This window comes from Hymenobacter lutimineralis, assembly GCF_008271285.1.
In the GTDB taxonomy this organism is placed as follows: domain Bacteria; phylum Bacteroidota; class Bacteroidia; order Cytophagales; family Hymenobacteraceae; genus Hymenobacter; species Hymenobacter lutimineralis.
The window spans coordinates 71,765-98,271 of record NZ_VTHL01000003.1; the positions used below are offsets into that span (position 1 = coordinate 71,765).

Annotated in this window: 25 protein-coding genes; 6 read left to right on the forward strand and 19 right to left on the reverse strand. The window is 59.1% G+C overall.

Translation table 11 applies throughout. From position 1 onward, the window contains the following. Positions 1-47 precede the first annotated feature (47 nt). Positions 48-1,709: a M28 family peptidase gene (locus FY528_RS04245; RefSeq protein ID WP_149069753.1), complete on the forward strand. Its 1,662-nt coding sequence runs from the start codon at positions 48-50 to the stop codon at positions 1,707-1,709. Positions 1,710-1,718: 9 nt separating this feature from the next. On the opposite strand, the gene FY528_RS04250 is transcribed toward FY528_RS04245, so the two are convergent. Beyond that, entirely contained in the window at positions 1,719-2,105 is a 387-nt protein-coding gene (locus tag FY528_RS04250) for a hypothetical protein (RefSeq protein ID WP_149069754.1), read from the reverse strand. Between the two features lie 46 nt (positions 2,106-2,151). On the opposite strand from FY528_RS04250, the gene FY528_RS04255 reads away from it, so the two are divergent. Next, entirely contained in the window at positions 2,152-3,531 is a 1,380-nt protein-coding gene (locus FY528_RS04255) for a LutB/LldF family L-lactate oxidation iron-sulfur protein (protein WP_149069755.1), read from the forward strand. Positions 3,532-3,570: 39 nt separating this feature from the next. Here the strand turns inward: FY528_RS04255 and FY528_RS04260 are convergent, their stop codons facing one another. Then, the gene (locus tag FY528_RS04260; protein ID WP_149069756.1) at positions 3,571-4,233 is read right to left on the reverse strand and encodes a hypothetical protein; all 663 of its coding nucleotides are present in this window, start codon (positions 4,231-4,233) and stop codon (positions 3,571-3,573) included. Between the two features lie 201 nt (positions 4,234-4,434). Here FY528_RS04260 and FY528_RS04265 point away from each other — a divergent pair, with 201 nt between their 5' ends. Next, positions 4,435-5,484 carry a YbjN domain-containing protein gene (locus FY528_RS04265; RefSeq protein WP_149069757.1) on the forward strand — a complete coding sequence of 350 codons (1,050 nt, stop codon included), beginning with the start codon at positions 4,435-4,437 and terminating at the stop codon, positions 5,482-5,484. Positions 5,485-5,504: 20 nt separating this feature from the next. On the opposite strand, the gene sdaAA is transcribed toward FY528_RS04265, so the two are convergent. The 5 genes from sdaAA to FY528_RS04290 form a co-directional block, all read right to left on the reverse strand. Next, positions 5,505-6,410, reverse strand: coding sequence for an L-serine ammonia-lyase, iron-sulfur-dependent, subunit alpha (sdaAA, locus tag FY528_RS04270; protein WP_149069758.1), 906 nt, complete (start codon positions 6,408-6,410; stop codon positions 5,505-5,507). A gap of 216 nt (positions 6,411-6,626) precedes the next feature. Beyond that, complete coding sequence (locus FY528_RS04275; protein ID WP_187631998.1) at positions 6,627-7,712, reverse strand: T9SS type A sorting domain-containing protein; 1,086 nt, start codon at positions 7,710-7,712, stop codon at positions 6,627-6,629. 230 nt (positions 7,713-7,942) lie between these two features. Further along, positions 7,943-8,401, reverse strand: a complete 459-nt coding sequence (gene msrB, locus FY528_RS04280) for a peptide-methionine (R)-S-oxide reductase MsrB (RefSeq protein WP_149069760.1) — start codon at positions 8,399-8,401, stop codon at positions 7,943-7,945. Between the two features lie 65 nt (positions 8,402-8,466). Then, positions 8,467-9,252, reverse strand: a complete 786-nt coding sequence (locus FY528_RS04285) for a M949_RS01915 family surface polysaccharide biosynthesis protein (RefSeq protein WP_373281601.1) — start codon at positions 9,250-9,252, stop codon at positions 8,467-8,469. A 184-nt stretch (positions 9,253-9,436) separates the two neighbouring features. Further along, a complete protein-coding gene (locus FY528_RS04290) occupies positions 9,437-10,189 on the reverse strand; it encodes a M949_RS01915 family surface polysaccharide biosynthesis protein (RefSeq protein ID WP_149069762.1) in 753 nt (250 codons plus the stop codon). Positions 10,190-10,431: 242 nt separating this feature from the next. Here FY528_RS04290 and FY528_RS04295 point away from each other — a divergent pair, with 242 nt between their 5' ends. Continuing rightward, on the forward strand, positions 10,432-11,946 hold the full coding sequence (locus tag FY528_RS04295) for an NAD(P)H-hydrate dehydratase (protein ID WP_149069763.1): 1,515 nt from the start codon (positions 10,432-10,434) through the stop codon (positions 11,944-11,946). Positions 11,947-11,951: 5 nt separating this feature from the next. Here the strand turns inward: FY528_RS04295 and FY528_RS04300 are convergent, their stop codons facing one another. From FY528_RS04300 to FY528_RS04315, 4 genes are all read right to left on the reverse strand, one after another. Continuing rightward, positions 11,952-12,854: a UbiA prenyltransferase family protein gene (locus tag FY528_RS04300; RefSeq protein ID WP_149069764.1), complete on the reverse strand. Its 903-nt coding sequence runs from the start codon at positions 12,852-12,854 to the stop codon at positions 11,952-11,954. A gap of 53 nt (positions 12,855-12,907) precedes the next feature. Beyond that, positions 12,908-13,591, reverse strand: coding sequence for a DUF6766 family protein (locus tag FY528_RS04305; protein ID WP_262383900.1), 684 nt, complete (start codon positions 13,589-13,591; stop codon positions 12,908-12,910). A gap of 119 nt (positions 13,592-13,710) precedes the next feature. Beyond that, positions 13,711-14,295 carry an inorganic diphosphatase gene (locus tag FY528_RS04310; protein WP_149069765.1) on the reverse strand — a complete coding sequence of 195 codons (585 nt, stop codon included), beginning with the start codon at positions 14,293-14,295 and terminating at the stop codon, positions 13,711-13,713. A 129-nt stretch (positions 14,296-14,424) separates the two neighbouring features. After that, positions 14,425-16,137 (reverse strand): alkaline phosphatase family protein, encoded by a 1,713-nt coding sequence (locus tag FY528_RS04315; RefSeq protein ID WP_149069766.1) that lies wholly within the window; start codon positions 16,135-16,137, stop codon positions 14,425-14,427. 187 nt (positions 16,138-16,324) lie between these two features. Between FY528_RS04315 and FY528_RS04320 the strand changes: the two genes are divergently transcribed. Next, positions 16,325-17,050 (forward strand): HAD family hydrolase, encoded by a 726-nt coding sequence (locus FY528_RS04320; RefSeq protein ID WP_187631999.1) that lies wholly within the window; start codon positions 16,325-16,327, stop codon positions 17,048-17,050. Between the two features lie 142 nt (positions 17,051-17,192). Here the strand turns inward: FY528_RS04320 and atpG are convergent, their stop codons facing one another. From atpG to FY528_RS04360, 8 genes are all read right to left on the reverse strand, one after another. Further along, on the reverse strand, positions 17,193-18,083 hold the full coding sequence (gene atpG, locus FY528_RS04325; protein WP_149069768.1) for an ATP synthase F1 subunit gamma: 891 nt from the start codon (positions 18,081-18,083) through the stop codon (positions 17,193-17,195). A 105-nt stretch (positions 18,084-18,188) separates the two neighbouring features. Then, entirely contained in the window at positions 18,189-19,772 is a 1,584-nt protein-coding gene (gene atpA / locus FY528_RS04330) for a F0F1 ATP synthase subunit alpha (protein WP_149069769.1), read from the reverse strand. A gap of 6 nt (positions 19,773-19,778) precedes the next feature. Beyond that, positions 19,779-20,339: an ATP synthase F1 subunit delta gene (gene atpH, locus FY528_RS04335; RefSeq protein ID WP_149069770.1), complete on the reverse strand. Its 561-nt coding sequence runs from the start codon at positions 20,337-20,339 to the stop codon at positions 19,779-19,781. A gap of 90 nt (positions 20,340-20,429) precedes the next feature. Then, positions 20,430-20,921, reverse strand: a complete 492-nt coding sequence (locus FY528_RS04340) for a F0F1 ATP synthase subunit B (protein WP_187632000.1) — start codon at positions 20,919-20,921, stop codon at positions 20,430-20,432. A 154-nt stretch (positions 20,922-21,075) separates the two neighbouring features. Then, positions 21,076-21,336: an ATP synthase F0 subunit C gene (gene atpE / locus FY528_RS04345; RefSeq protein ID WP_044511419.1), complete on the reverse strand. Its 261-nt coding sequence runs from the start codon at positions 21,334-21,336 to the stop codon at positions 21,076-21,078. A gap of 62 nt (positions 21,337-21,398) precedes the next feature. After that, positions 21,399-22,475: a F0F1 ATP synthase subunit A gene (atpB, locus tag FY528_RS04350; RefSeq protein WP_149069772.1), complete on the reverse strand. Its 1,077-nt coding sequence runs from the start codon at positions 22,473-22,475 to the stop codon at positions 21,399-21,401. Between the two features lie 33 nt (positions 22,476-22,508). Then, positions 22,509-22,886 carry a hypothetical protein gene (locus FY528_RS04355; protein ID WP_149069773.1) on the reverse strand — a complete coding sequence of 126 codons (378 nt, stop codon included), beginning with the start codon at positions 22,884-22,886 and terminating at the stop codon, positions 22,509-22,511. 191 nt (positions 22,887-23,077) lie between these two features. After that, entirely contained in the window at positions 23,078-23,305 is a 228-nt protein-coding gene (locus FY528_RS04360) for an AtpZ/AtpI family protein (RefSeq protein WP_149069774.1), read from the reverse strand. Positions 23,306-23,515: 210 nt separating this feature from the next. Here FY528_RS04360 and porW point away from each other — a divergent pair, with 210 nt between their 5' ends. After that, on the forward strand, positions 23,516-26,473 hold the full coding sequence (gene porW, locus FY528_RS04365) for a type IX secretion system periplasmic lipoprotein PorW/SprE (protein ID WP_187632001.1): 2,958 nt from the start codon (positions 23,516-23,518) through the stop codon (positions 26,471-26,473). Positions 26,474-26,507: the final 34 nt, after the last annotated feature.

Below are 26,507 nucleotides of genomic sequence, written 5' to 3' on the forward strand. Positions count from 1 at the left end.
AGGGCTTGGCCGCAGCAGGTTTGGCCATTTCTGCCGTTCTTGCCTGTATGAACTCCCTGCACCGTTACGCCATACTGCTGGCATTGGCCGGCGCCACCGCTCAGCCGGCGCTGGCCCAGAGCAAAATCAAGGTAAAGCACAAACCCAAAGCCAGCCAGCCGGCTCCATCGGCTCCCGCCCCGGTGGCCACCGACTGGGCGCTTCAGTACGCCCAAAGCATCACCCAGGAAGATTTGCGCCGCCACCTGACGGTATTAGCCTCGGATGCCTACGAAGGCCGCGAAACCGGGGAGAAAGGCCAGAAAATGGCCGCCGAGTACATCAGCAACCGTTTCAAGGAGCTGGGCCTCACGGGGCCGGTCCAAGGTTTTGAAAACACTTACCTGCAGCCGTTCACGTTAGAGCGTACCCGCTGGAAAGATGCCCCCACGCTCACCATTGGCAAGCAGCCCTTTGTGTGGAAGCGCGACTTCTACGCCACCGGCACTTCGCCCTTCTCGCAGGAAACCACGGTACAGCCGGTGTTTGCGGGTTACGGCATCGAGCAGGACGGCTACTCCGACTACGCGGCTCTGGGCGACGTGCAGGGCAAGGACCTCATCATCCTCGTCGGGGAGCCGATGAAGGATGGAAAGTCGGGGCTCCCGGCCGTAGCCGCCCCAGGCAAGGCGTTTGTGCCGAACACGCGCAGCAAGGTGCTGCTGGCCACGCAGAAAGGCGCCCGCAGCGTGTTCTTCGTGAACCCCGACACGGCTGCTTATCGCAAAACGATGGGCATGGTGCGGCCCTACGTAGACCAGGCTCGCATGAATATGCTGGGCAAGGCGGAGACCCCGCGCGCGGGCTACTTCTTCGTGTCGCCGGTCCTGGGCGCGGCCCTGCTGCGCACTACCGCTGAGAAGCTGCGTGAGTATCAGGAAAGCACCGCCACGGCCAAGCAGCCGGTAAAGTCGCCCTTCAAACCGGCGCCCTTCGCCATTAAGGCCGCGCGCCAACAAGAAACCTTTGCTACCGAAAACGTGCTGGGCTTCCTGGAAGGCACCGATAAGAAAGACGAAATCCTGGTAATATCTTCCCACTACGACCACCTGGGCATCAAAAACGGGGTAGTCTTTAACGGGGCCGACGATGATGGCTCGGGCACAGTCTCGGTGCTGGAGCTGGCCGAGGCTTTTACTAAAGCCAAAGCCGAGGGCCACGGCCCGCGCCGCAGCATCCTGTTCCTGACCGTGACGGGCGAAGAGGAAGGCTTATTTGGCTCGGAGTACTACACCGACCACCCCATTTTCCCGCTGGAGCAAACCATTGCCGACCTGAACATCGACATGGTGGGCCGCACCGATAAGGAACACGAAGGCAAGCCCAACTACGTGGCCCTGGTGGGCTCCGACAAGCTTTCCTCGGAGCTGCACGCCATCAACGAAGCCGCCAACCAGAAGTACACCAAGCTCGATTTCGACTACCACTTCAACGACCCTAATGACCCCGAGCGGGTGTACTACCGCTCCGACCACTACAACTTCGCCAAGCACAAAATCCCGGTTATCTTCTACACCACCGGCGACCACGCCGACTACCACCAGCCCACCGACGATGTGGAGAAGATTGAGTTTGACAAACTCCAGACCCGGGCCCAGCTGGTATTTTACACGGCCTGGGAACTGGCCAACCGGGACAACCGGATTGTGGTCGATTCCAACAAGCCGTAGGCTGGCGGGTTATAGCAGCAAGGCTTGCTGGGCTTCGGCTGACAGATGGAGGCCTCGCTGTACGCAAAACTGCAGAAACGCCCGCCGGATAGGTGCCGAGGATGGAATAAACGAGTAGCTCGTGTGTTTTGGACTGGTGAAGAACAACACTACCCGTTCCTGGCGCAGGAGTCCGGCGGGCCGGTAACCCACCTCCCGCAGGGCCGCGTAGGGGTAGCTACTCACGGATAGTACCTTAAGCTCCACCTGCTCGGGGTAGAGCGTGAGGCGGGCGCTGAGGCTGTTGCGGGAGTAGCCGGGCAGAAACCCCCAGGTGCGGAAGCTGCCCTCAATTTCGTCGACGGGCAGCGAAAAACCTTCGGGCGGCAGAGGGTCAGGAATGTGAGAGAAGGCCAAACCGAAGGATGTTCAACAAGACAACGCGGCACACGCCACCAGAAACATGCTTACCAAACCTAGTCAATTTCAGCGGGACAGCGAGGCCAAAGCCTTTGACCTGGAGCATCGGCGCAAGATTCGCTTCAACATCGGCAAGTACAACGCGGCCGTGCAAACCGGCCTCGACTGGTACCGCGACCATGAGCTGGCGCGGGAACGGGCTTCCTATCTGAAGGCCAAGGCCATCAACCACCTCGATGACTACCTGCTGGAGTTTGAGCGCAACTTCACGGCCCAGGGCGGCCGCGTTATCTGGGCGCAGAATGCGGAGGAGGCCCTGCTGGAAATCGGCAAGATCATGGCCCGCAAGCACGCGCGCACGGTGGTGAAGGCCAAGAGCATGACTACCGAGGAAATTCACCTGAATTCGTTTCTGGAGAAGCACGGCATCGAGTCCATTGAAACGGACCTGGGTGAGTACATCGTGCAGCTGAACGGGGAGCGGCCCTACCACATCGTCACGCCGGCCATGCACCTGAGCAAGCAGGACATTGCCAACATCTTCGTGAAGCACCTGGGCATCCAGCCCACCGACGATGCCCAGGAGCTGGTGCTCACGGCCCGCCGCCTGCTGCGCCAGAAGTACACCACGGCGGAGGTCGGCATCACAGGCGGCAACTTCCTGATTGCGGACGTGGGCGGCGTGGCCGTGACGGAAAACGAGGGCAACGCCCGCCTTTCGGCCACCTTCCCCAAAACGCACATTGCCATTGTAGGCATCGAGAAGGTAATACCGCGCCTGCAGGACCTGGATTTGTTCTGGCCTTTGCTGAGCACCAGTGGCACCGGGCAACAGCTCACCGTCTACAACACCGTGTACACGGGTCCGCGCCAGCCTTTGGAAAAGGATGGCCCCGAGGAAATGTACGTGGTGCTGCTCGACAATGGGCGCACCAACCTGCTGGAGCAGCCCGACAAGCGCGAGGCCCTGCACTGTATCCGCTGCGGGGCCTGCCTGAACGTATGCCCCGTGTACAAGAACATTGGCGGCCACACCTACGAAACCACGTACTCCGGGCCCATCGGCTCGGTGATTTCGCCCCACCTGGCGGGCATGGAGGAAAACAAGCACCTGAGCTTTGCTTCCTCGCTGTGCGGAGCCTGCACTTCGGTGTGCCCCGTAAAAATCAACCTGCACAACCTGCTGCTCAAAAACCGCCAGCAGGCCGTCAGTCAGGGCTTTACTGACAAGGAAGAGCGTCGCGCCGTGGGCTTCTGGCTGTATGGCATGAAGCACCGCTGGGCCTGGGATGCGGCGCCAGCGGCTGGCAAAAACTGGGTGCTCAGCCGCCTGCTAGGCGAAGTAGGTTGGAGCAAGCGCCGCGACGCCCTGCAGATAGCGCCGAAGTCGTTTCGCCAGCTCTGGAAACAGCGCAAGAAATAAGGCATGTGGCCCACACACTGGTTGTGCGGGCCACATGCCTTACCGATGGTGCATGAGTAGGGCCGTTACGGCGGCTACTACCGGGCCTTTGGTTTCGGGAGACAGGGCCGGGCTCAGCCACACCCGCCCGCGCCCCAGCAGCTCTACGGCCGCCACTACGGAGCCATTAGCGCGCACAAACTCGTAGCCCAGGGGCGAACCGGTTGGCAGCTGCATGGGCTGGCCGTCGCGCCGCATCAGGTGCGTAACGGGCCGCACCGTCAGCACCGAATCGCCACTGCTGAGCGTGCCGGCCGGGGGCTGTAGCTCCCGGCCCAGACCCAGGTGATTTTCCACCACCAGCTGCCACCCCGGCTGATTCGGGGCGAAAATATACGTCCTGAACACTTCGTCGCTGCGCAGGGTGACGTCGGTGCGGGAGTTTGCCCCGGTCTGTATACCCAGGTCGTTGTCACGCAGCAGATAAGCACTCTGGGCTTCCCAGGTAGTGCCACCTACGGGCTGCAGCACAAAGGATGACTTCTGCCGGACGCGGGTTAGATCGGCACTTATTGGCTGGCCCACCGAGTGCGTAGCCGTGCTGCGCCAGCCTTTGTGCACGGCAGCAGTGCTGAATTCACCGAACTGATAACTGTAGGTAAAGCCTTGCTTACCGGTGACCGGCAAAGGACTGGTAGCCGTTAGCTCCGTGGGCACTTGCATGGACACCCGACTGACGGAACAGCCCGCTGATAGTAACGACGCACTCAGAATTGAAACAAGAGCAGGAGTAAAGAATTGCATACCATAAAGGGGTTAGGTAAAAGAACGGGCGCGCGGCGAAAACCATACCAGCTTCTACCTCAACTGTGGGAAACGCGTCACGTACACTCAGCCCATACGCTGGCTTTCCCTGACCATTTGATGCCCTCCTGGACTTTCTTGCTGCATGTGCTGGCCTTTGTGGGCGGGGCCTTACTGGTGCTCAGTACGCTGCTGGCCGCCATTCGCTCCTTTGTGCTACCCCGCAACGAGTCGGTGCTTATTACCAATTGGGTATTCCGGAGCATTCGTTTTCTGTTTAGCCGGCTGGCCCGCCTCAAGAAAACCTACGGCAGCCGCGACCGGGTAATGGCTTTGTATGCTCCCGTAGCCCTGGTAACACTGCCGGCGGTGTGGCTGGTGATGGTGGGGCTAGGCTACACCGCCATCTTTTGGGCGCTGGGTGAGGGAGATTTTGACCGTTGTTTTCGTATCAGCAACAGCTCCCTGTTTACCCTGGGCTCTGAGGAGCCCAGCAAAGGGTTTCTGCCCAACGCCGTGTCATATTCCGAAGCCGGGCTCGGGCTGCTGCTGGTTACGCTGCTGATTTCCTACCTGCCCACGATGTACCAGGCTTTTTCCCGGCGGGAGCTGGTGGTGGCCCGCCTGGAGCTGCGGGCAGGCGCTCCGGCCTCCGCCGTAACGCTGCTAGAGTGGCTGCACCGCGCCGGCGCCCTGCAACACGACGGCGTGAAGTGGGAAGAGTGGGAGTCCTGGTTTGTGGAAATCGAGGAAAGCCATACTTCCCTGGGCATCCTGGCCTTCTTCCGGTCCCCTCAGCCGGGGCGCTCCTGGGTTATGGCCGCCGATATCATCCTGGATGCAGCGGCCCTGCTGCTGAGCACGGTGGCTGCTCCCCGCAACCCGCACGGCGAAATCTGCTTTAAAGCCGGATGCATCAGCATCAACCGCGTGTACCGGTACTTTGAGGGCGCCCATGCCAATCCCGAAGCCCTGCCCAAGGCCCGCATCGAAGAGCCCTCTGGGGAAAGTTTCCGGGAAGCCTACGCGCAGTTGCGGGCGCAGGGAATTCCCCTGGAGGAAGACGTAGAAGTCTGCTGGCACCAGTACCAGGAGTTGCGCAGCCGCTACCAGCCCGCCATTGCCTACCTGGGCCAGCTCACCATGACGCCGGAAATCAAGGCCTTTTAGCGCCTTGGCTTGGGCCGGCCTCAGGTAGTTTCTTCGTCGGGCAAAATCTGCACGTCCTGCACCAGCACCATTTTCTCGATTTCGCGCCCCCGGGTAGTATTGGCTAGGCCGCCCAGCGCGGTTTCCTTGTAGCGGGTTTCCATGCTCTGCCCTACCTCGCCCAGCGCGGCCACGCACTGATCTACGGGAATCACCGGGTCGACGCCGGCAATGGCAATCTGGGCGGAGCTGAAGGCTATGGCCGCCGCAGAGGCGTTGCGCACCACGCAAGGTACCTCCACTAGTCCGGCTACCGGGTCGCACACCAAGCCCAGCATGCACTGAATGGTAATAGCTACGGCGGCAAACGTCTGCTCTACGGTGCCGCCCAGGCAGTACACTATAGCGCCGGCACCCATGGCCGCGGCAGAGCCCGTTTCGGCCTGGCAGCCACCTACGGCCCCAGCCAAGGATGCATTTTGCTCGATGATGAGGGCAATACCCGCCGCCACCAGCAAACCTTCCAGGATCTTTTGGTCTTCCAGCTTATGCAGGTCCTGCAGCGTAACGAGCACGCCGGGCAGGATTCCGGAGGCCCCGGCCGTAGGAGCGGCCACTACCCGGCCCATGCACGAATTCACTTCCTTGGCGCCCAGGGCCCGAATGATAAGGCTTTTGAACTCGGGTGACAGCACCGTCACGGGGGAAGCCGCAATCTTCTTGGCGCCGTTGTTGATCATGCCTGAGCGGGAGGTCATGTCGCCGGTGAGGCCCGTGTGCACGGCGTCGCGCATCACGTCGTAGGCGCGCTGCAGGCCAGGCCAGATCTGGTCTTCGGTGCGGCCCTTTTGTTCTATCTCGTAGGCCAGAACGGGCTGGTACAGCGGCTCCCCAGTACTGGCGCAATGCGCCTGCCAGGAAGCAAAATCGGTGAATAGTAAGGACATGGGGTGGGTGGGGTAACTTTTGTTGGCGGTTGCTGGTGGTCAGTAACGGCTCCTGCCTAAAGCAAGAACTGTCAACTACCTCCGTCTTACGAACAACAATTGGTGGATGGGGTGCGAAAATCGGTAGAAATTCTGGTCTGTGCCCTGAAAACAAAGCCGCCACCGACCCAGTGCCAGTGGCGGCTTTGTTTTACTATTTAAAGTTGTGGTGCGAGCTTATTGTACCACCAATTTTGTCTGGACTACCTCGTCGTTGATGCTGAGGCGCACGACGTACAGGCCTGGTTGCAGCGTAGCAGGGACCAGCAATGATTGGCGGCCAATACCCTGCTGCTGAGGTGCAGCTAAGCGTACCACCTCCCGCCCGGTGCCATCAAACACCTGAGCAGCTACCGTGGCCGGAGAAGCCAGTGTGTATTGTACCTGGGTTGCGCCATGGGCGGGATTAGGCGCTACCGTCAACTGAAACTGCCGGGCCTGGGCTGCCTGGTTAGCCGTCACCAACTGACCCGTTATCAACACCCGGCGCGCATTTACAAATGCGGTGCCCGACCAAGCCTGCTCGGTATAGCTGGCTGGGTTGCCCTTGCCGTCGTAAGCATACACCGTTTGCTGCACCGACACCCAAGTAGCGACCTTTTTCTCTTCCGTAAGAATTTTAGTGACGCGGTCGGCCGCATCATAGGAAAACGTAAACCGATACATGACTTCGTACAGGTTATTCACGGGGCGGCTGAGCTGCTGCTGGGCTAGCTTGCCCGTGGCCGTATAGGTGTTGTCGTAGCGCTGCAGCTTTACCCAGGCATTGTTTTCAAATTTCTGTTGCTCGTGCTGCGTTTCCTGCTTGCTGGCGTTGTAGCTATACAGCGACCGGGCTACGTTCAGATACTTCTCCGTGCCGTAATCGTAGCTCTGTTCTACCTGCTGCGTGGCTAGTCCGTTGGCGTAGCTGATCTGGGCGCGGCTAACGGGCACCCACTTGGTGGTGCCGATATTGAGAGCGGAAGTAACCCGCTCCGTAAGCTGCCGGGCGCTATTGAAGCTTTGCGCAATGGCCAGGTAGGCAAAGGCTTTGGGGTTGCCGGGCTGGTAGGTGAAGAACGTATCGGTTTTCATCTGCCCGTCGGGAGTGTAGCGCAAGTGGCTGTACAAAGACGGCTTCCAGGCATTCCCATCCCAGGCATCTACCACGGAAAGCTGTGGCTGGTTGGGACCGGCAAATTTCTGCAGCACTGTGCGGGTTTTATTTTTCCAGTCAGTCAGCGCATAGGTCTGCTCCAGCAGCTGTGTTGGCTGAAACATTGTAGCGGCAGTGGCCCGCGCAGCACTGGCAATGGGGTCAGGTAACAGGGGTTCCGGCTGGACTTGTGCGTATAGCGCCGCTCCTGGCAATAAGGCAGTAGCAAATAAGGCGAGTAGCTGTTTCTTCATACAAAGTGATAAGAACAAAAAAGGCTTGCCTAACCCCACGGTCAGACAAGCCCAAAGTAGTTGATTTTGGCGGGTTTCCCTTCCGGCTGTGCGTAAAAGCATCAGGCCTCCTGCGGCTCGCTCACCAGCTTGATGCTGGCCGAGTTGATGCATAAACGCAGCCCCGATGGCGGCGGGCCGTCGGGAAATACGTGGCCCTGGTGGGCGTCGCAGGCATTGCAGAGCACCTCTACGCGCGTCATGCCGTAGCTGGTGTCTTTCTTGTACCGCAAGGCGTTGTCTTTTACGGGCTGAGTGAAGCTGGGCCACCCCGTGCCCGACTCGAACTTGGTGCGCGAGTCGTAGAGCGGGGTGCCGCAGCACACGCAGGCGTAGAGGCCAGCCTCGTGCGCTTCGCAGTATTCGCCCGTGAAGGCCCGTTCGGTGCCGTGCTCCCGCGTAACGTGGTACTGCTGGGGCGTGAGCAGCTGGCGCCACTCCTCGTTGGTTTTTTCTACGCGCTTATCGGGGGCCGGGCTGCCGTGGTTGGCGAGCCGGATAACATCGTTCCAGGTTTGCATAGTGGCAAAAAGTAAAGTCAGCAATTCAACTACGGTGCAAACGCCGGGGCCGCGTCAGAAGTTTTCTACAGTTGCCCCATTTCCTGCTCTACTACCCACCGCCGCCAGTGCTGGCGGGCAAAGCGCAAAAAGGCGGGCGGCGCTTGCCGAAACTCTTTTTCGGTTTCGTAGCGCCCCGTGAGCAGTTCGTACTCTTCTTCCAGCCGGGCCGCGCTGATGGTGTCGAGGCAGCAGGCATCAGCTGGTATGCGTTGGGCGGCGGGCACCGAGTCGTACTGCACTACGGTGTGGCCACGCAGGGCGTACTTGTCTGGTCCTTCCCGCATAATCAGCTTCAGATCTGCCGGGCTCACGTCGCTGCGGCACACCAGTTTGTAGACCAGCGTGGTTTCCGTCCGGCCATCGGCATCCAGGTCGGTAACGGCCACTGCGCCGGGCACCGGGCCCAGCCACATATCGAAGGCGCACCGCTCCACGCCATCCTGCAAGTGCCACAGCTCTTTCCACTTTCCGGCCCGCTGCACATACTGCCGGGCGTAGAGGCTTACTGATTGCACGTCGTTTGGGTCGTCGGGGCCAGCGGGCAGCGTTTGCACGGCGGAGCGGCTTATCAGCAGCAGGTTTGGGCCGTTGGCGTCCGTCCACTGCGTCATTTCCAGCACTTTGCCCGGCTGACGTGGCACCCCAGCCGGCAGCTGGCGAAGCGGTAGGCTCTTAACGGTTGTGGAATTGAATCCTGCGGAATCAACTGTGGCTGCCGCCGGAGGGGCTGCTTTCGTTTCGGCGGGGGAATGCGGTTCGGAGCAGGCCGCCACAAAGAGCAGAGATGCTAACCAGAAAGCAGGGCGCATAGTGTATCGGTCAAAGCCGGTTTCAACCATCATAGTAATATGAGAATCAGGGCTACTGTATCTGCATTGAGAACCGGGCTGCCGTAGTTAGCTAGCCGCACGACCTGCTTTCAGGCAGGTAATAGTCAGCAGAAAGTGTCCTGTTAGCAAACTTTAAAAAGCCAAACCACTGGGGAGGTTCGCGCTAAAGCTGGTTGAACTGTTCCCGCACGCGCCAGTAGCGCCACTCCTGCCGGGCAAACTGCAGAAAGGATGCTGGAGCAGCCGCAAATTCCTTTTCATTGAAATACATTCCTTCATGCCCAGGCATGAGACCAAACCAGCTTAGAGCATACTTTCCAGCATCAGCATCTTGGTTTACTGTATCGTTGCAGCAGATCGGAACCTCAGTCTTACTGCGGTATTGATCAGCATCAACGTTGAGCAGGGAAAAGCCACGCAACGCATATTTTACCGGGCCTTCCCGCATGACCAGCTTCATAGCCGAAGCGCTATAGTCGCTACGACAGGTTATCATGTACACTATCGTCGTTTCCGTTTGCCCGTCCTTATCCAGATCGGTAACGGACGTGGAGCCGGGCAAGGTACCTATCCACCGATCCAGGAAGCACTTATCCAGCACATCCTGCAAGCGCCATACTTCCTGCCAGGCTTCGCCCACGCGGCGATACTGCCGGATATACAGCCAGGCGGTGGACGCGTACAGCCGAATGTCGCCCTCTTTCAAGATGTCACCCTCCGCGCTTCGGTCGCCCGGCCGGTACTCGACTTTCGGGGCAGGGCGCGACACTACCAGCAGCTGCTCACCGGCCGCATCGCGCCACCGCTTCATTTCCAGCACCCGGCCTGGCTGCCTGATACCCACTGGCAGAGTGGTATCGGGCAGCGCAACCACCCCGGGCCACGCGGCCTGCCGGGCGGTTGGGGAAGGCTCCATCAGCAACACCTCTTCCACGACTGCCGTTGTATCAGGCTTAGAAGCCGAGGGGAGTGGTGCTGGCTGCCAACCTTCGGTGACAGGCTTTGAAGGGGTTGAGGGTGAAGAGCTGGCAGCTTGTTTCGGTGCCTGCTTGCAGGCCGCTACCAGCCATAGTAATGCTAGAGTTCTAAATCGTATTGGTTTAGCTATCATCGCTCCAAGAACTAACTATTTTTCAGAAAGCCCCCCGATTTAATTCCATGAAAATCCTTTCCGCTGCCCAAATCCGCGCCCTCGACCAGGCCACTATTCAGGCAGAGGGCATTACCTCCGTGGAGTTGATGGAGCGCGCAGCGGCGGCTTTCACGGAGTGGCTGCTGGAAAAGCTGGCTGCTCACCCGCAGCGCGAAGTGCACGTCTTCTGCGGCCCCGGCAACAACGGCGGCGACGGACTAGCCGCCGCCCGCCTGCTGCACCTAGCCGGGCAGGCCGTGCGCGTGTGGCTGCTGCCCGCCGCCCGTCACTCCGCCGACTTTACCGCCAACCATCAGCGCCTGCCTTCGGAAGTGCCGTGCATAGAACTGGATGCTTACCAGCTGCCTGAGCTTTCCTCCTCGGCCGTGCTGGTAGATGCCTTGTTCGGCACGGGCCTGAACCGGCCGCTGACAGGCGTGGCCGCGGCAGTAGTACACTACCTCAACAACTCGTCTGCCCCCGTCGTGGCCGTGGATATGCCCTCGGGCTTGCTCACCGATGCCCCTCAGCCCAAGAGCAGCCCCGTGGTGTGCGCGCACTACACCATCAGCTTCGAGCTGCCTAAACTAGCCTTCCTGCTTCCTCAAAATGCCGACTATGTTGGGCAATGGGAGTTGGTCTCAATTGGACTGAATACTACAGTTATCCACAAAACACCTGTGGATAACTACTATACCGACCTTAAACTGTTGACAAACCGGCTGCCGGCTCGTCAGCGCTTCGCTCATAAAGGCACGTACGGGCATGCCCTACTGTTGGGCGGCAGCTACGGGAAGATCGGCGCGGCAGTGCTGGCAGCGCAGGCCTGCCTGCACAGTGGAGTCGGTCTGCTCACACTGGCGGTACCTGCCGTGGGGTATACCGTGGCTCAAACTGCCGTACCGGAAGCCATGGCTCTGCCGGACGTAGGGCAAGACTACATCGGGGAGTTGCCGAACCTGAAGGGGTACTCGGTTGTAGCCATCGGCCCCGGCCTGGGGCAGCAGCCCGACACCCTCCGCGTGCTGGAACAGCTGCTGCGCACGTGCCCGGCGCCGCTGGTGCTGGACGCCGACGCGCTAAATCTACTGGGCAGCAACCGACACCTACTGGCACTCCTTCCCCCCGACACCATCCTGACGCCTCACCCCAAGGAATTTGAGCGCCTCACCCAACCGGCCCACGACGACTACCACCGCCTGGAGCTGCTCCGCGCATTCTGCGCCCGGCATCGGTGCTACGTAGTGCTGAAAGGGGCCTACACCTGTATCGGTACGCCGACGGGCACCTTGTATTTCAACAGCACCGGCAACCCAGGCATGGCCACCGGGGGCAGCGGCGACGTGCTGACGGGCGTAGTAGCGGCCCTCTGCGCCCAGGGGCTGGCCCCACTCGATGCGGCCTTACTGGCAGTATACGCCCACGGCAGAGCCGGCGACCTAGGAGCCCAGCAGATAGGCCAGATGGGGCTGACCGCCGGTATTATTGCTGCCCACCTAGGGCCTGCGCTCGAGGAGCTAACTACCCCACCTACTTTTTAGCCGGACTACATCAGGGTGCCGTAGGCGGCCAGGAAAGGAGTCAGCATCACGCCATCGGCAAGCAGGGCAAAGTAATAATCGGAGCGGCCCTCCCGGGCAAATACCACCAGCAGCGCCGCCAGCCCCAGGGGCAGGGTATACCAAACCAAGTGGGGGCCGGCTATGGCAGCCGGTACCAGTAGCCCCGAGACGAGCAGGGCCAGTAAAGCCAGTAGCTTGGCCGTAGCTACGCCCAGCAAGCCTGGAAACGTGTGGGTTCCGCTGAGCCGGTCTTTGGTGTAGTCGCGAATATCGAAGACGAAGGTGAGGGCCAGAATAAAGAAGAAGCGCCGGCCAAACAACAGCGCCACCACCGGAGATGCTAAGGGCTTGCCCAGGTGCAGGGCCGGCAGCCATACGCTCACGGCTGCCCATACGTAGGCAATCAGGAAGCCCTTCAGCAGGGGTACCTCGCGCAGGCTACGCCATTTATTCTGCCAGCGCACTACCGGCAGCGAGTAGAACACCGCTACGGCGGCCAGGTGCCCCAGAAAAACCAGCAGGGGCAGGTTGGCCTCGGCCCACAGGGCCCACCCAGCCAGGGCCAAACTAGCGGCTGCCAGCCCCAGCAAGGCCTTCCGGTGCACCAGCATCCAGTGCTTGCGCCCCGAAAGCAGGGCGGGCCGGGTGTATTTATAAGGCAGGGCGCTGTCGAGGTTATACAAAAACAGCGTAGCAGAGAAGATGAACAGCCCCAGGCGCGGCGGCAACGGCTGGCGCCAGAACAGAAAGGTGGACCAACTCAGGCTGGCCGCCGCGGCCGCCACTACCAGGTTGCTGTATAAGATGGCATCGAGCACCTGCTTTAGGCCCCGTGGTACCCGCTGCACTATTTCATCGGAAGAAAAAGAGGAGTTGACTGAAGACATACCCGGGGCCGGAGCCCGCAGAAAAGCTCCACAGCGAAGGTACGCAGCCAGGCTTATTCCCCGGTTTCCTCGTAGCTGGCATCTACCGGCTTCGACTCAGGGGAGCCTTTCTGCCGCAGGAAGATGGACAGGCCTACAATGGACACAATGGACAGAAACTCGCTCTGCCAGTTCTGGAAAGACTCGAACCAGAAACGAGTAGTTGCCATGTATTCCTGTACACTTACGGCAGGCTTGCCCTCTTGCTGCTGCTCAATGCTGTACACCTCGGCGCCACCTTTGGCATGCAACCAAAATGAAGCGAAAAACAATAGCAGGAAGGCCAGCGTCAGAGAATTCTGGTACAACAGCAGCTGCCACCCCCCGCGCTTAACCGGGCCCGGAGCATCCTCTTTATAGGGGTTAGGCTCCCGGTCTACTTCTTCCTCTTCGTATAGCTTTTTGGACTCCGATGAGCCTTTCTGCCGAAGCCAGATAGTAAGCAGCACATACAGGGCCATCTGCAGAAACTCACTTTCCCAGTTTTCGAACGTGGCTTCCAGGAAATGACCCGAGCCTAGGTACTGGCCCAGCGTCAGGACTGGTAACTGCATCTGGGTTAGCTCGTCGTTGTAGTCGTGCCAGCCAGTAGCTATCTGGCCAACCAGGGTACCGAGCACCAGCACAGTGCCCACAAGCAAGAGGCTGTTCTCGTACAGAAACCGCAGCAGGGAGTTTTGGGGTGGTTTTTGGGGCATAGCCCACCCTACGCAACGCCCGCACAAAAGGTATAGCGGAGCTTGCGCCGGCTCCCAAACAAAACGCCCTGCTGGCGCAAAGGCCAGACAGGGCGTGTCAGGGTACTAAGTGCGGGAGCTTACAGCTCTACGCCAGCCGATTGTGGGGTGTCCTGCGTGGCTTGGCCTGCTTTAAACGTCTCGTTGTAGAGGTCTATGCTCTTCTCCACAATCCGGTAGGCCTCCTCCCGGCCCATAAACCGCTCCACGGTTACGTGTTTGTGCTCTAGGGCCTTGTAGTCTTCGAAAAAGCGCTGCATCTCGCGCAGGGTGTGCGGGGGTAGGTCATCGAGGTCGTTGTAGTGGTTCACGGAAATGTCGTGGGCCGCTACGGCAATGATTTTGTCGTCCTCTTCGTCGCCGTCTACCATCTGCATCACCCCTATCACCTTGGCTTCCACCAGGCACATGGGTACAATATCCACGGAGCACAGCACCAGAATATCTAGGGGGTCCTTGTCGTCGCAGTAGGTTTGCGGGATGAAGCCGTAGGCGGCGGGATAGTGCACGGCCGAAAACAGCACCCGGTCCAGCTTCAGCAGGCCGCTTTCCTTATCGAGTTCATACTTGCCTTTTGAGCCTTTCGGAATTTCAATGATGCCATTCACAACGCGGGGGGCGTCTTCGCCGCGCGCTACGTCGTGCCAGGGGTTAAAATGAGCCATGATGGGGAGTTAAGCGTTATTCGTAGTTGATTTCTTTGTTATTCGGTGGCTGCCTAGTTCGTTGTGCTCTAAGCTTGCCTTGGGTCGATTTGTTTTCGCACCAGAAAACGACCCGCGCCACCCGGAGCCTTACCAGCCAAGCACTTCGGGCAAGGGATGCCCGCTACAGCCATTGGGTTCCTGAATGTGCAGCCAGCGCGCCAGTGTGGGCGCAATGTCGGTAATACTAGCCGCTCGGCTCGACTCGCCGTGCTTTACGTGCCAGCCCCAAAAAAGTAGCGGCACATGGGTATCGTAATTGCCTGCCGACCCGTGCGTGGAGCCCCGGTTTACGGGGTACGTGTAGGATTCGAGCCAGCCAGGGGCCAGCACAACCATCACGTCGCCGCTGCGCTTGGGGAAAAAGCCGTTTTCCAGGTACATCAGCATGCCGCTTTCCCAGTGCGACTTTTCCAGGTCATCAGCCGAAATAGCTCGGGTAACACCCGCAAACTTAAGCATGACATCGGCTACTTCCTGCTGAAAGGCCCGCAACGGCAGCTTCTTCTGCGCCAGCAACGGCCGGTTCAGGTACACTTGCTGATTTTCGTAGCTGAGCACCCATTCGCCGGGGCCATGCCGACGCACCAGCTCGCGCTGTACCGAGTCGCGCATGAGGCGGGAACCTACATTATCGGCAGGTACGCCGTGCTCCCGCAGGAAATCGGGCGCGTGCGCGGCTCCGTGGTCAGCCGAAAGAAATATCAGCGCCTTGCCCTTGCCTACATTGGCATCGAGGTAGTTGAGCAGCCGTTCAAGGTCGCGGTCGAGGCGCAGATACGTGTCTTCGGCCTCAATGGAGTTCGGCCCAAACTGGTGGCCTACGTAGTCGGTGCTGCTAAAGCTCAGGGCCAAAAAGTCCGTGGCCTCACGCTGGCCTAGCTGCTCATTGCGCAGCGCTTCCAAGGCAAAGTCGAGCGTGAGAGAGTTGCCAAAGGGCGTAGAGCGAATCAGGTCGTACGTGGTGGATTTGTTTGCGGCCGAGGCATCAACGCCAGCGCGCAGCCCGGCCCGGGCGGCAGCTATATCTACGCCGCTTAGCTTGGGCAGGTCGTGGGGAAACACCGGCTTGTCTTCGCCTTTGAAGGCTCCCTCCCAGGGCATATCGTCGCCGGTGCTTTCTGTGTACTGCCCAAGGGGCAGCAGGGGCTCCCAGGGTTTGCTGAGGTACTCGGCAGGGTGGAGTTCCCCGTTGAACTTGCTGACCCAGCCAGGCAAGGTGTTCTGGTAGAAAGTGCTGCTGATAAAAGCTCCATTGGTCCCGTCAAACCAGTACGCAGCGTTGGCCGTGTGTCCGGCGGGCAGGATGGAGCCCCGGTCCTTGATACACACCCCAATCACCTTGCTTTGAAAGTTGGTAGCCAGCCGCAACTCGTCGGTGATGGTGGTGGTGAGCATATTTCGCGGAGACATTTGCCCCCAACTGGTGTTGCTTCCTACCGCCTGCACAGATTTATCCTCGGTTACGTAGGTGCCCTTGCCGCTTTCGCGCACAAACCAGTTGTTGCCTACAATGCCGTGCACGGAAGGTGTAGTGCCCGTGTAGATGCTGGCGTGGCCTGGCCCGGTATAGGTAGGTACGTAGTTGTAGTGGGTATTCTCGTAGCTAAAGCCCTGGGCCAGCAGCCGCCGGAAGCCGCCGCTGCCGTATTTGTCCCAGTAGCGGTAGAGGTAGTCGTAGCGCATCTGGTCTACCACAATGCCTACTACCAGCTTGGGCCGCGCCAGGGGTTGATTTTTCTTTTGTGCCACCGTGGGCAAGGCTAGGCCAAGGGCCAGCAACACACACAAACTCTTTTTCAAATCAGCAGCAGCAAGGTGAAGGGCTTGGCGAAATACTTTCTCCGTACACAGGCCCGGGCAAAGATAACCTGTCCGCTTGGTACTTACGTCCTGGGTAGCCAAAATGGGCCGCTACCCGTATCATAGGCCACATGGCATCGGGCTCCACTGCACCGAACCCGCCCATTTAGCCTCGCCTTTTTCTGCTATGCCTGCTGCCGCTTCTTACGCCCTGATCTTCGATATGGATGGGGTTATTGTTGATAACACGCGCTACCAGGCTCGGGCCTTTCAGCTGCTGTTCCGCGAACATGGTCTTACTACTGATGCCCGCCGGCTGCTGGCGCGTCTCAACGGCATGCCCGCTACCACTATTCTGCAAACCGTATTCCGCCACCCCGTGCCCAAAAAGCAGCTGGAGGAGTATGCCTCCCAGCGCGAGTTCCTATACCGCACGCTTTACTGGAACCACCGCCAGGAACTGCCGGGCCTTACGACCTTCCTGCAGGCCGCCCGTGCCGCGGGCTTCAAGCTGGCGCTGGGCACCGGCTCCGCCCCCGAAACCATTGGCTATATCCTCGACCACCTGCACCTGCGCCCTTACTTCGACGTGGTAGTGGGCAAGGCCGACGTGCCCGAAGGCAAGCCCCACGCCGATACGTTTGTGGTAGCCGCCCAAAAGCTGGGCATCCCGCCCGGGCAGTGCGTGGTCATAGAAGATGCTCTATTGGGTGAGCAGGCCGCCTACCGCGCCGGTATGCGCTGCATTGGCGTGAGTACCACGCTAAAAGCCAAGCAGTTTCAGGCACCTCTCACAGTTATCAACGACTTCACCGAGCTAACACCCAAGTGGGTGCTAGCACTGCTGGAAGCCCATTCAGCCGTCCCCAAACCCAGCAAGGCGCTAGCCCAACGAGCGTACATGAACCTGTAGGACTAACTTTTGCGCTATCCATTAACGGCCTTGACAAACTTAACTAGCGGCTGTTAAGCCAAACAAGAACCTCTGGTCAAAGCAAACGAAAAAGCCCGCCTCCTTTGGGAAGCGGGCTTTTTTGATGAAATAAGAATTCGCGTTACCGGCTGGATGCCAGGGCCTCGGCACCACCTACGATTTCGAGAATCTCGGTGGTAATAGCGGCCTGACGGGTGCGGTTATACGTGAGCTTGAGCGACTTGAGCAATTCCCCGGCGTTGTCGGTGGCTTTGTCCATGGCGGTCATGCGGGCGCCGTGCTCCGAGGCGTTGCTTTCCAGCACTGCTTTGTAAAGCTGCACCTTCAGCGACTGTGGAATCAGGGTCTGTACGATTTCCTCCTTCGAAGGCTCGAAGATGTAGTCCACGTTGGAAGTAGCCGTAGCGTTGGCAGCCGGTTCGGCGGGCACCAGCGGCAGCAGCTGCTCGGCCCGAACAATCTGGGTAGCCACGTTGCGGAACTCGTTGTACACCATCACCACTTCATCGAACTGACCAACCCGGAAACCTTCCATGGCTTCTTCGGCCGCTTCCCGCACAGTATCAAACGACAGCTTGCCGAATACGTGCGTGTAGTTGCCGAGCAGGGGATTGCGCTTGGCAAAGTAGTCGTGGGCCTTCTTCCCGATGGCCATTACCGTTACGTTGCCGGCCGCCGACTGCGCCGCGTACCGTTCGCGCACCAGTTGGTTGACCCCTTTGAAGATGTTGCTGTTGAAAGCCCCGGCCAGGCCACGGTCGGAAGTAATGGCGATAACCAGTACCCGGCGGACTTCGCGCTGCACGGCATAGTCGCTCAGCACTTCTCCCCCGGTAAGGCTGGTCAGGTTGCTCAGAATGCTGTTGAGCCGCTGGGCGTAGGGGCGCATGCGCAGGATGTTGTCCTGCGCCCGCCGCAGCTTGGCCGCCGCCACCATTTTCATGGCTTTGGTGATTTGCTGCGTACTCTGCACCGAGACAATGCGGTTACGAACTTCTTTTAAGCTTGCCATGCGTTGGGAATTAGTAATTAGTAATTAAGAATTAAGAATTGCCGTCGGGCGAAGACCAGCCGGATGGCAACACTCAATTCTTAATTACTAATTCTTAATTGTTAATTACTTAGTGGCGTACGCTGCCGACAGATCTTTGGCTACCTGACGGATGGCGTTGGTGATGGTGTCATCCAGCTTGCCAGCCTTGAGGGCCTTCAGCACATCGGGGTGACGGGTGTTCATCACCTGAACAAACTCTTTCTCGAACTCCCGCACCTTGTTTACGGGCACCTGGTCGAGCAGACCGTTGGTAGCAGCGTAAATTACGGCTACTTGGTCTTCTACTTTCTGGGGCGAGAACTGGGGCTGCTTCAGAATCTCGAGGTTGCGGCGGCCCCGCTCAATGGTGAGCTTGGTCGAAGCGTCGAGGTCGGAGCCGAACTTGGCGAAGGCTTCCAGCTCGCGGAACTGAGCCTGGTCCAGCTTCAGCGTACCCGCTACCTTCTTCATCGACTTGATCTGGGCGTTACCACCCACGCGCGATACCGAGATACCTACGTTGATAGCCGGCCGGATACCCGAGTTGAACAGGTTGGTTTCGAGGAAGATCTGCCCGTCCGTAATCGAAATTACGTTGGTCGGGATGTAGGCCGAAACGTCACCTGCCTGGGTTTCGATGAGGGGCAATGCCGTCAGCGAACCACCACCTTTCACGAGGTGCTTGATGCTCTCGGGCAGGTCGTTCATGTCGCGGGCAATAACGTCGGAAGCGTTGATCTTCGCGGCGCGCTCCAGCAGGCGGCTGTGCAGGTAGAATACGTCGCCGGGGTAAGCTTCGCGTCCGGGAGGACGACGCAGCAGCAACGACACCTCGCGGTAGGCTACTGCCTGCTTCGACAAGTCATCGTACACTACCAGAGCCGGGCGGCCGGTGTCGCGGAAGAACTCGCCGATGGCAGCCCCGGTGAAGGGAGCGAAGAACTGCATGGGAGCCGGATCCGAAGCCGAAGCCGAAACTACCACGGTGTAGTCCATGGCACCACCACGCTGCAGGGCGTTTACCACCTGGGCTACGGTAGAGGCTTTCTGACCTACGGCTACGTAGATGCAGAATACCGGCTCCCCGCGCTCGAAGAACTCACGCTGGTTCAGGATGGTGTCGATAGCTACCGCCGACTTACCCGTCTGACGGTCGCCGATGATCAGCTCGCGCTGACCGCGCCCAATTGGAATCATGGCGTCAATAGCCTTGATACCCGTTTGCATGGGCTCGGTTACCGGCTGGCGGTAGATTACACCGGGAGCCTTACGCTCCAGGGGCATATCATAGGTTTCGCCCTGGATGGGGCCGCGGCCGTCGATGGGCTGGCCCAGCGTGTTTACCACGCGGCCTACAATGCCTTCGCCGACGTTAATAGAAGCAATTTTATTGGTGCGACGCACCGTAGCGCCTTCCCGGATTTCGCTGTAGTCGCCGAGCATTACGGCGCCTACGTTGTCTTCTTCCAGGTTAAGCACGAGGGCCTGCAGGCCATTTTCAAATTCGAGCAATTCCCCCGACTGGGCTTTGCCCAGGCCGTAGATGCGGGCTACACCGTCGCCAACTTGCAGTACCGTACCAACCTCTTCGAGCTCGGCGGCGGTTTTGAAGTTGGACAGCTGCTCCCGCAGAATGGCGGATACTTCATCCGGACGTACTTCTGCCATGGTGGGTTATAGTTGGGATTGGTAGGGGTTCTTCGAGAATTCGCTGCGCAGCTTACGCAGGCGGTAACGTACCGAGTCGTCGATTTGCTGGTCGCCCACGCGCAGCACGAAGCCGCCGATGAGCGAGGCATCTACCTTCTCGGTGAGGGTGACCTGCTGGAGGCCGGTTTGCTCGCGCACGATCTGCTGCACCTGAGTGCGCAGTTCGGGCGTGAGGGGAGTAGCCGTGGTTACTTCCGCCGCTTGCACCCCCCGGAGGGCGTTGTACTGGCTCAGGAACTCGGAGCCAATAAACTCCAGCGCGCTTTCGCGGTTTTTCTGGGTGACAATGGTGAAGAACTTCTCGGTGAGGTCCGACACCTTGCCGCCGAACACCGCGCGCAGGATGGAAAGTTTTTTATCGTGATTCACGATGGGGTTGCGCAGCAACAAGCGCAGGTCGCGGTTCTCGTCCAGCGTTTTGCTGAACAAGTCCATATCCTGTTTCACTTGCTCCAGCGCCCCACGCTCCTCGGCCAAATCCAGCAGGGACTTGGCGTAGCGGGAAGCAACTCGTTGTTCAGACATTGATTTTAGTATTGAGTAGTTGGTAGTGAGTATTGAGACAGATGTTATTCGGCTGACCGAACCTCATTACTCAATACTGAATACTCACTACTAATTCAATTTTACTTCCTTCAGGTACGAGTCCACGAGCTGCTGCTGAGCGGGCGAATCGGCCAACTCGCGGCGCAGGATGCGCTCCGCAATATCAATGGACAGCTTGGCGGCGGTGTTTTTCACCTCGGCCAGAGCGGCGTTTTTCTCGTTCTGAATGGCTTCGCGGGCCTGCACAATCATGCGGCTGCCTTCTTCCGTAGCCTTGGTTTTGGCCTGCTCAATGAGCTGGTTGGATACCGTGGTGGCTTCCTTCAGAATACGGTCGCGCTCCAGGCGGGCTTCAGCCAGCAGCTTTTCGTTGCCGGCTTTCAGCTCCTGCATTTCCAGCTTGGCCTGGTCGGCCATGCGCAGGGCACCTTCGATGGAGCTTTCCCGCTCTTTGAGGGAGCTGAGGATGGGCTTCCAAGCGAACTTGGTGAGCAGGAAGAGAAGAATCAGGAAAATGACCAGCTGCCAGAACAGCAGGCCAATACTAGGGTTGGTAAGCATCAGGGCTCAGCTAAATCGGTGAATAATCGGTGCCGGGCGAAGAAACGGGGCGCGTAGTTCGGACCGGACCGCTACAACCCAAAGAAACCGCAAACCCGATTCACCGGCCGGGCTACAGACGAGCCCAGCCGGCGTATCGGGTCTTGCAGGTTCTCTACTGAAGCTTCAGGGCAATCAGCAGGCAGACTACTACTGCGAACAGAGCAGCACCTTCTACCAGAGCAGCTACGATCAGCATAGCCGTCTGGATTTTGCCAGAGGCCTCGGGCTGACGGCCGATGGCTTCCATGGCCGAGCCACCGATGCGGCCGATACCCAGACCAGCACCCAGAATAGCCAGACCGGCACCGATACCGGCACCCATTACAGCCAGACCAACAGCATTAACAACCTGCAGCAACAGAGAGAGCAGCATAAGACAAAGAGTTTGAAGAATGTGTGAAGAAAAAACGCAGAAAAAAAGGGGGAATTTGGAGCTTAGTGCGCGTGGCTGCCCGATACGTGCAGCGGTGCGTCGGCGTCGTCACCGCCAATGCCATAGTCGTGGTCGTGGTGTTCTTCCACGGCCCCACCGATGTACATGGCCGTCAGCAGCGTGAAGATGTAGGCCTGCAAAACAGCTACCAGCAGCTCCAGCACGTTGATAAACAAACCGAAGGCAATAGACAGCGGCGCAATGCCAATGCTGTTGAAGATAAAGATCAGGGCAATGAAGCTCAGGATGATGATGTGCCCGGCCGTAACGTTGGCGAACAGTCGAACCATCAAGGAGAAAGGCTTCGAAATCACGCCGATGAGCTCCACGGGAATCATGATCGGGCGCAGCCACAGCGGAACACCAGGCGTCCAGAAAATGTGCGACCAGTAGTACTTATTGGAGCTGAACGTGGTGATGAGCAGCGTGAGGAAGGCAAAGAGGAACGTCACGGCCAAGTTGCCGGTGAGGTTGGCCGCGCCGGGCAGCAAGCCCAGCAGGTTATTGAACCAGATAAAGAAGAAGATGGTGAGCAGGTAAGGCAGGTACCGCTCATACTTCGGGCCAATGGCTTTCTTGGCTACTTCGTCGCGCACAAAAATGATGATGGGCTCGAAGAAGGACTGAATGCCTTTGGGGGCGCGGCCGTGGTTTTTACGGTAGCCTTTCGATACGGCCGTGAACACCACAACCAGCAGCACCACGCTCAACAGCAGGGAAGCTACGTTTTTGGTAATCGAGAAATCGTGTACTTTGGAGCCGTCAACGGCTTCCAGGGTTTCGTGCTCCAGCTTGAGGCCTTCGTGCACAGTGCCCTCGGGGTACAGGTGATGCGAAGAAAACACCGACAGGCCTTTGCCTTCCTGGTACGCAATGATGGGCAGGGGCAGGGTGAAGTGAGGCCCTTCGCCTTCTTCGCCGAAGAAATGCCACTCGTGCGCGTCACCTACGTGGTGCAGAATCAGCTCACCGGCGTTGAAGCCTTCTTCTTTGTTGGCCTCGTGAACGGAAGCCGTCTGCTCTTGTGCAAAAACGGGCAGGGAAAGAATACAGAAGAGGGCTACAAGTAAGCGCTTCATTCAGAAGATCTTAGGGTGGGGCAAAGCGGGTACCTAAACGGTGGGTTCACCCGGTTTTGAAAACGGGCGCAAGTTAGTCAGAACGCTCCAGACTTCAAACCCGGTAAAGAGAAAATACCCAAGAAAGAAGGCCCCCAGGAAGGTGTAAGTACCTCTGCCTTCGTGCGCGCCCCCTCTATATAGATAGACTAGTACGATGCCGATGCTCAAAAACATCCGTAGCACCATAGACCCGAAGTAGGCCGCCATGAAGTTTTCGGGGTTTGCTTTCACCAGGCGGGCCGTGACCCAGTAGATGATGCCCGTGAGCAGGGCGAAGTAGCCCATGATATACCCAGCCAAAGGATGCACCACCGCGTCGCCGTAGCGGGCGTTCAGCAGATACAGGCTACCGTATAAGAGTAGGCCCAACAGCAGCAGATTGCGTAAAAAGCGAAGCAAGTCTTACTATATAAGGAGGATGGGCCGGCAAAGGTAACAGATGCAAGCCGGTAAAGTACCATAAGGCACAAAAGTGCACACCTAACCGCCCACCGCAGTAGCTTCTTACCTAAAGAGGATATCGGCAGCAAATGGCCGTTGCATTTACTTTAGGCTACTCTTCACTTTTCCGAAACCGCCCGGATTACCTGATACAAAGCCGCAAAGATTCCCAGTAAGCTCAGAACAACGGTGGCCCAGGGACTGGTGTGAAAATGCCCATCGAGCCAAACGCCCAGCCACGTGCTCAAGCCGATAATGGCCAGCATCTGCATACCGGCGCCGGCAAACTTGCCAAAGTTGCTGCCGCCACTGGGGCGGGAATCTTCCGGGAGAGGCGTTTCAGACATACCAGACAGCGGGGGAAAGGGCCGCCAAGCGAAAGTACGGGTTTCCGGGGCGCCTGGCCGGAAAACGGGCCTTTCCCGGGGTGGGTCGGGAAAAAGCGTACTTTTACTTACTGTGTGACGTTGTGAACCAGAATGGGTGACTGGCTGAACAATTTTGGCAGCTTGGCCCGTTACGCGTTTACTGCCCGGCCTCCGACTTCTTTCGTTGTTTTGACCCGAACTCTGCTTTCCCGTCTGCTTTTCTGGCCCTCCGCGGCGTTGGTAGTGGCTGCCAGCTTGCACGGCTGCGCGTCCGAGCGTGGTCCAGTGGGCCGCACGTACCAGAATATTGTAGCCCGCGACAACGCCTACTTCCTGGCCCGCGAAAAAATGCGCACGGTAGAGGAAGACCTGAACAAGGCCCGCCTCAACGACTACAACCGCGTGCTGCCTTTGTTTCCGACTATTGACTCGCTGACGGCGGTGCGGCTGGCCCCGGACATGGAGGACATTATTAAGAAGACCTCCATCCCCATTCAGTATCACCCAGGCTCCGACTGGACGGACGACAGCTATATCCTGGTAGGCAAAGCCCGCTATTATAAGCGTGAACTGGAGGATGCCATCAAGACCTTCAAGTACGTTAACACCACCAGCAAGGACCCACATGCCCGCCACGAGGCTTTGATCTGGCTAATGCGCAGCTTCCTGGCCCTGAAGGAGTACGAAAGCGCCTCGGCCGTATCTGACATTCTCGATAAAGAGGTAGGCACGGAAAGCAATGCCAAGGCTCTGTTTTTGACCCGCGCTGAGTATTACCTCCGCACCGACAATCAGCCCCTGGCCATTGCCAACCTGGAAAAGGCACTGCCCTACATCACGCCTAAAAACGAACAGTCGCGCACGCGCTACGTACTGGCTCAGCTCTACCAGGCGCAGGGCAACGACAAAAAGGCCTACGCCCAGCTCAACCAAATCCTGAAGCGGAACCCACCCTACGAACTCGATTTCTACAGCAAGCTGATGCTGGGGCAGGTTTCGGACCTGAATCAGAATGACCGCGCCCGGCTGGATAAGTACTTTGCCAAGCTGCTAAAAGACACCAAGAACAAGGAGTACGGCGACAAGATCTACTACGAGATGGCGCGGCTGGAATACCGCCAGCAACGCTACCCCGAGGCCCTGAAGCTGCTGCAGAAATCGGCCCGGGCTACGGGCAGCACCCAGGCCCAGAAGTCCTATACCTACCTGCTGGCGGGCCGTATCAACTACGAGAACCTGCAGAAGTACCGCCCTGCGGCCGCTTACTACGACAGCACGGTGCAGAACTTGTCGCGCGAGTCGCCCGATTACGCGGCTATTGCCGAGCGCAGTGCCATTCTACAGGAGTTTGCCAAGCAGCTAACCATTGTAGATACTCAGGACAGCTTGCAGGCCCTGGCCAAGCTGGACACGGCTACGCTACGTACCCGCTTGCTTAGCTACGCCGAAGCTGAGCTGGCCGCCAAAGCCGCCGAGGAAAAACGCCTGGCCGACCAGCGTGAGCGGGAAAGCCGGCGGCAGACAGCTACCGGGGTAAGCAGCGTCCGAAGCGGCAACCCCGACATCGACCCATTTGCCTTTGCCAACGCGAATACGGGGGCACAATGGTACTTCGACAACCCAACATCACTTAGTACGGCGCGCTCGGAGTTCGTGCGCCGCTGGGGCGATCGGCCTCTGCAGGACAACTGGCGCATTACGAGTACAGCCAGCACCTCCCCTGCTACCGCCCGCGGCGGCAATGTGCCCATCACCGTGGCGGGTTCTGATGCCACCCAGGTGAATGCCGCAGGAGCAGCAGCGGCAGCTCTTAACCCAGCTCAGCAGGCGGCTACGCTGGCGGCCCAATACCGGCAGAATATTCCCCTGACCGCCGAGCTGCTGGCAGCCTCCAGCCAGCAGATTGAAGAAGCATTGTTTGCTTTGGGCAGCATTTACGGGCAACAGCTCCGGGAGCCCGCCAAAGCCGCTGAAACCTACGAAACCCTCCTGACGCGGTTCCCTACCAGCAAACATGCCCCAGAGGTATACTACAGCTTATTCCTGCTGTATAAAGAGGCTGGCAGTACCAAAGCTGACGAATACGCGCAGCGGCTCCGCCAGGAGTTCCCCACGTCGTCGTACGCCCGGCTGGTCGCCGACCCGGAGTACCTGCGGCGGATGTCGGTAGCCAACGCCGGCGTAAGCGTGCAGCTGGACTCGGCTTTTGCGTTTTATAAGCAGCAGGAATTCAAAAAAGCCGGCCGGGTGCTTACCCGCACGCGCAAGCTGTATCCGGAAAGTGACTACAACGACCGGGTAGCTTACCTGGGGGTGCTGCTGGCGCTGCGTACCCAACCACCTGCCACCACCAAAGCGCAAGTAGCCCGCTTTGTGAAAGATTATCCGAATAGCCCCTTGGTAACCGATGCGCAAAGCCTGCTGGAAACCTTCGCACGCTATGAGCAAGGCAGCTTGCCCGGCGCACTGGCTTCTACCGACAAGCCCAGGGTTTCGTATTTCCGCCCCGGGGAAGTTGATAACCGCATGCGCATTTTCTACGGGGCCAATGAGTCGCCGGTGGTAGTGCCCAAGCCGGCAGTTCCCGCTCCGGTTGAAGCAGCCACTCCTGCCGCACCGACTCCCGCGGCCCCTGCTTCAGCTACGCCTGCCCCCTCCCCTGACAAAACTCCAGCTACCACTCCGCTCGCCGTAGCCGAGCCGGGTGCAGCTGCGGTACCGGCCCCGGCTACTGCCACGCCCGGTGGGCCCGACCCCGCGCCTACGGCTCCGGTTTCGCCTTACGCAGCTAACCTGAGCGCCAACCACGCGGTAGTGTTGGTAATAGCCAAAGATGCGCCCTTGCTCGCTACGCTGCCCACGCAGCTTACTGCCTACAACAACCGCTACTACCGGGCCGCCAATCTGCAGGTGCAGCAACAGCCCCTCGGCGACGGTTTCGTAGCCGTGGTGGTGCAGTCGTTGGCTGGGTCTAAGGTAGCGCAGAGCTATGCCGTAAAGCTCCGTGGGCCCCAGGGCCCCCTGGGCCGCCTGCGGGGCGTGGGTTACCAAAGCCTTATCGTAGGTATTGAGAACTTACCAGTGCTGCTCCAACGCCAGAACGTGGCCGAGTACGAGCAGTTCTATCAGCAAGCCTATCGTCCGTAACTTTGCGGACTCTTCCCTGAGCCCTGCTGCCGTC

What these genes read in the sequence shown, in the direction of transcription:
- FY528_RS04245 (WP_149069753.1), top strand. Translation starts at nt 48, where the DNA reads ATGAACTCCCTGCACCGTTACGCCATACTGCTGGCATTGGCCGGCGCC.
- FY528_RS04255 (WP_149069755.1), top strand. Translation starts at nt 2,152, where the DNA reads ATGCTTACCAAACCTAGTCAATTTCAGCGGGACAGCGAGGCCAAAGCC.
- FY528_RS04260 (WP_149069756.1), bottom strand. Translation starts at nt 4,233, where the DNA reads ATGCAAGTGCCCACGGAGCTAACGGCTACCAGTCCTTTGCCGGTCACC.
- FY528_RS04265 (WP_149069757.1), top strand. Translation starts at nt 4,435, where the DNA reads ATGCCCTCCTGGACTTTCTTGCTGCATGTGCTGGCCTTTGTGGGCGGG.
- sdaAA (WP_149069758.1), bottom strand. Translation starts at nt 6,410, where the DNA reads ATGTCCTTACTATTCACCGATTTTGCTTCCTGGCAGGCGCATTGCGCC.
- FY528_RS04275 (WP_187631998.1), bottom strand. Translation starts at nt 7,712, where the DNA reads ATGTTTCAGCCAACACAGCTGCTGGAGCAGACCTATGCGCTGACTGAC.
- msrB (WP_149069760.1), bottom strand. Translation starts at nt 8,401, where the DNA reads ATGCAAACCTGGAACGATGTTATCCGGCTCGCCAACCACGGCAGCCCG.
- FY528_RS04285 (WP_373281601.1), bottom strand. Translation starts at nt 9,252, where the DNA reads ATGCGCCCTGCTTTCTGGTTAGCATCTCTGCTCTTTGTGGCGGCCTGC.
- FY528_RS04290 (WP_149069762.1), bottom strand. Translation starts at nt 10,189, where the DNA reads ATGGAGCCTTCCCCAACCGCCCGGCAGGCCGCGTGGCCCGGGGTGGTT.
- FY528_RS04295 (WP_149069763.1), top strand. Translation starts at nt 10,432, where the DNA reads ATGAAAATCCTTTCCGCTGCCCAAATCCGCGCCCTCGACCAGGCCACT.
- FY528_RS04300 (WP_149069764.1), bottom strand. Translation starts at nt 12,854, where the DNA reads ATGTCTTCAGTCAACTCCTCTTTTTCTTCCGATGAAATAGTGCAGCGG.
- FY528_RS04305 (WP_262383900.1), bottom strand. Translation starts at nt 13,591, where the DNA reads ATGCCCCAAAAACCACCCCAAAACTCCCTGCTGCGGTTTCTGTACGAG.
- FY528_RS04310 (WP_149069765.1), bottom strand. Translation starts at nt 14,295, where the DNA reads ATGGCTCATTTTAACCCCTGGCACGACGTAGCGCGCGGCGAAGACGCC.
- FY528_RS04320 (WP_187631999.1), top strand. Translation starts at nt 16,325, where the DNA reads ATGCCTGCTGCCGCTTCTTACGCCCTGATCTTCGATATGGATGGGGTT.
- atpG (WP_149069768.1), bottom strand. Translation starts at nt 18,083, where the DNA reads ATGGCAAGCTTAAAAGAAGTTCGTAACCGCATTGTCTCGGTGCAGAGT.
- atpA (WP_149069769.1), bottom strand. Translation starts at nt 19,772, where the DNA reads ATGGCAGAAGTACGTCCGGATGAAGTATCCGCCATTCTGCGGGAGCAG.
- atpH (WP_149069770.1), bottom strand. Translation starts at nt 20,339, where the DNA reads ATGTCTGAACAACGAGTTGCTTCCCGCTACGCCAAGTCCCTGCTGGAT.
- FY528_RS04340 (WP_187632000.1), bottom strand. Translation starts at nt 20,921, where the DNA reads ATGCTTACCAACCCTAGTATTGGCCTGCTGTTCTGGCAGCTGGTCATT.
- atpE (WP_044511419.1), bottom strand. Translation starts at nt 21,336, where the DNA reads ATGCTGCTCTCTCTGTTGCTGCAGGTTGTTAATGCTGTTGGTCTGGCT.
- atpB (WP_149069772.1), bottom strand. Translation starts at nt 22,475, where the DNA reads ATGAAGCGCTTACTTGTAGCCCTCTTCTGTATTCTTTCCCTGCCCGTT.
- FY528_RS04360 (WP_149069774.1), bottom strand. Translation starts at nt 23,305, where the DNA reads ATGTCTGAAACGCCTCTCCCGGAAGATTCCCGCCCCAGTGGCGGCAGC.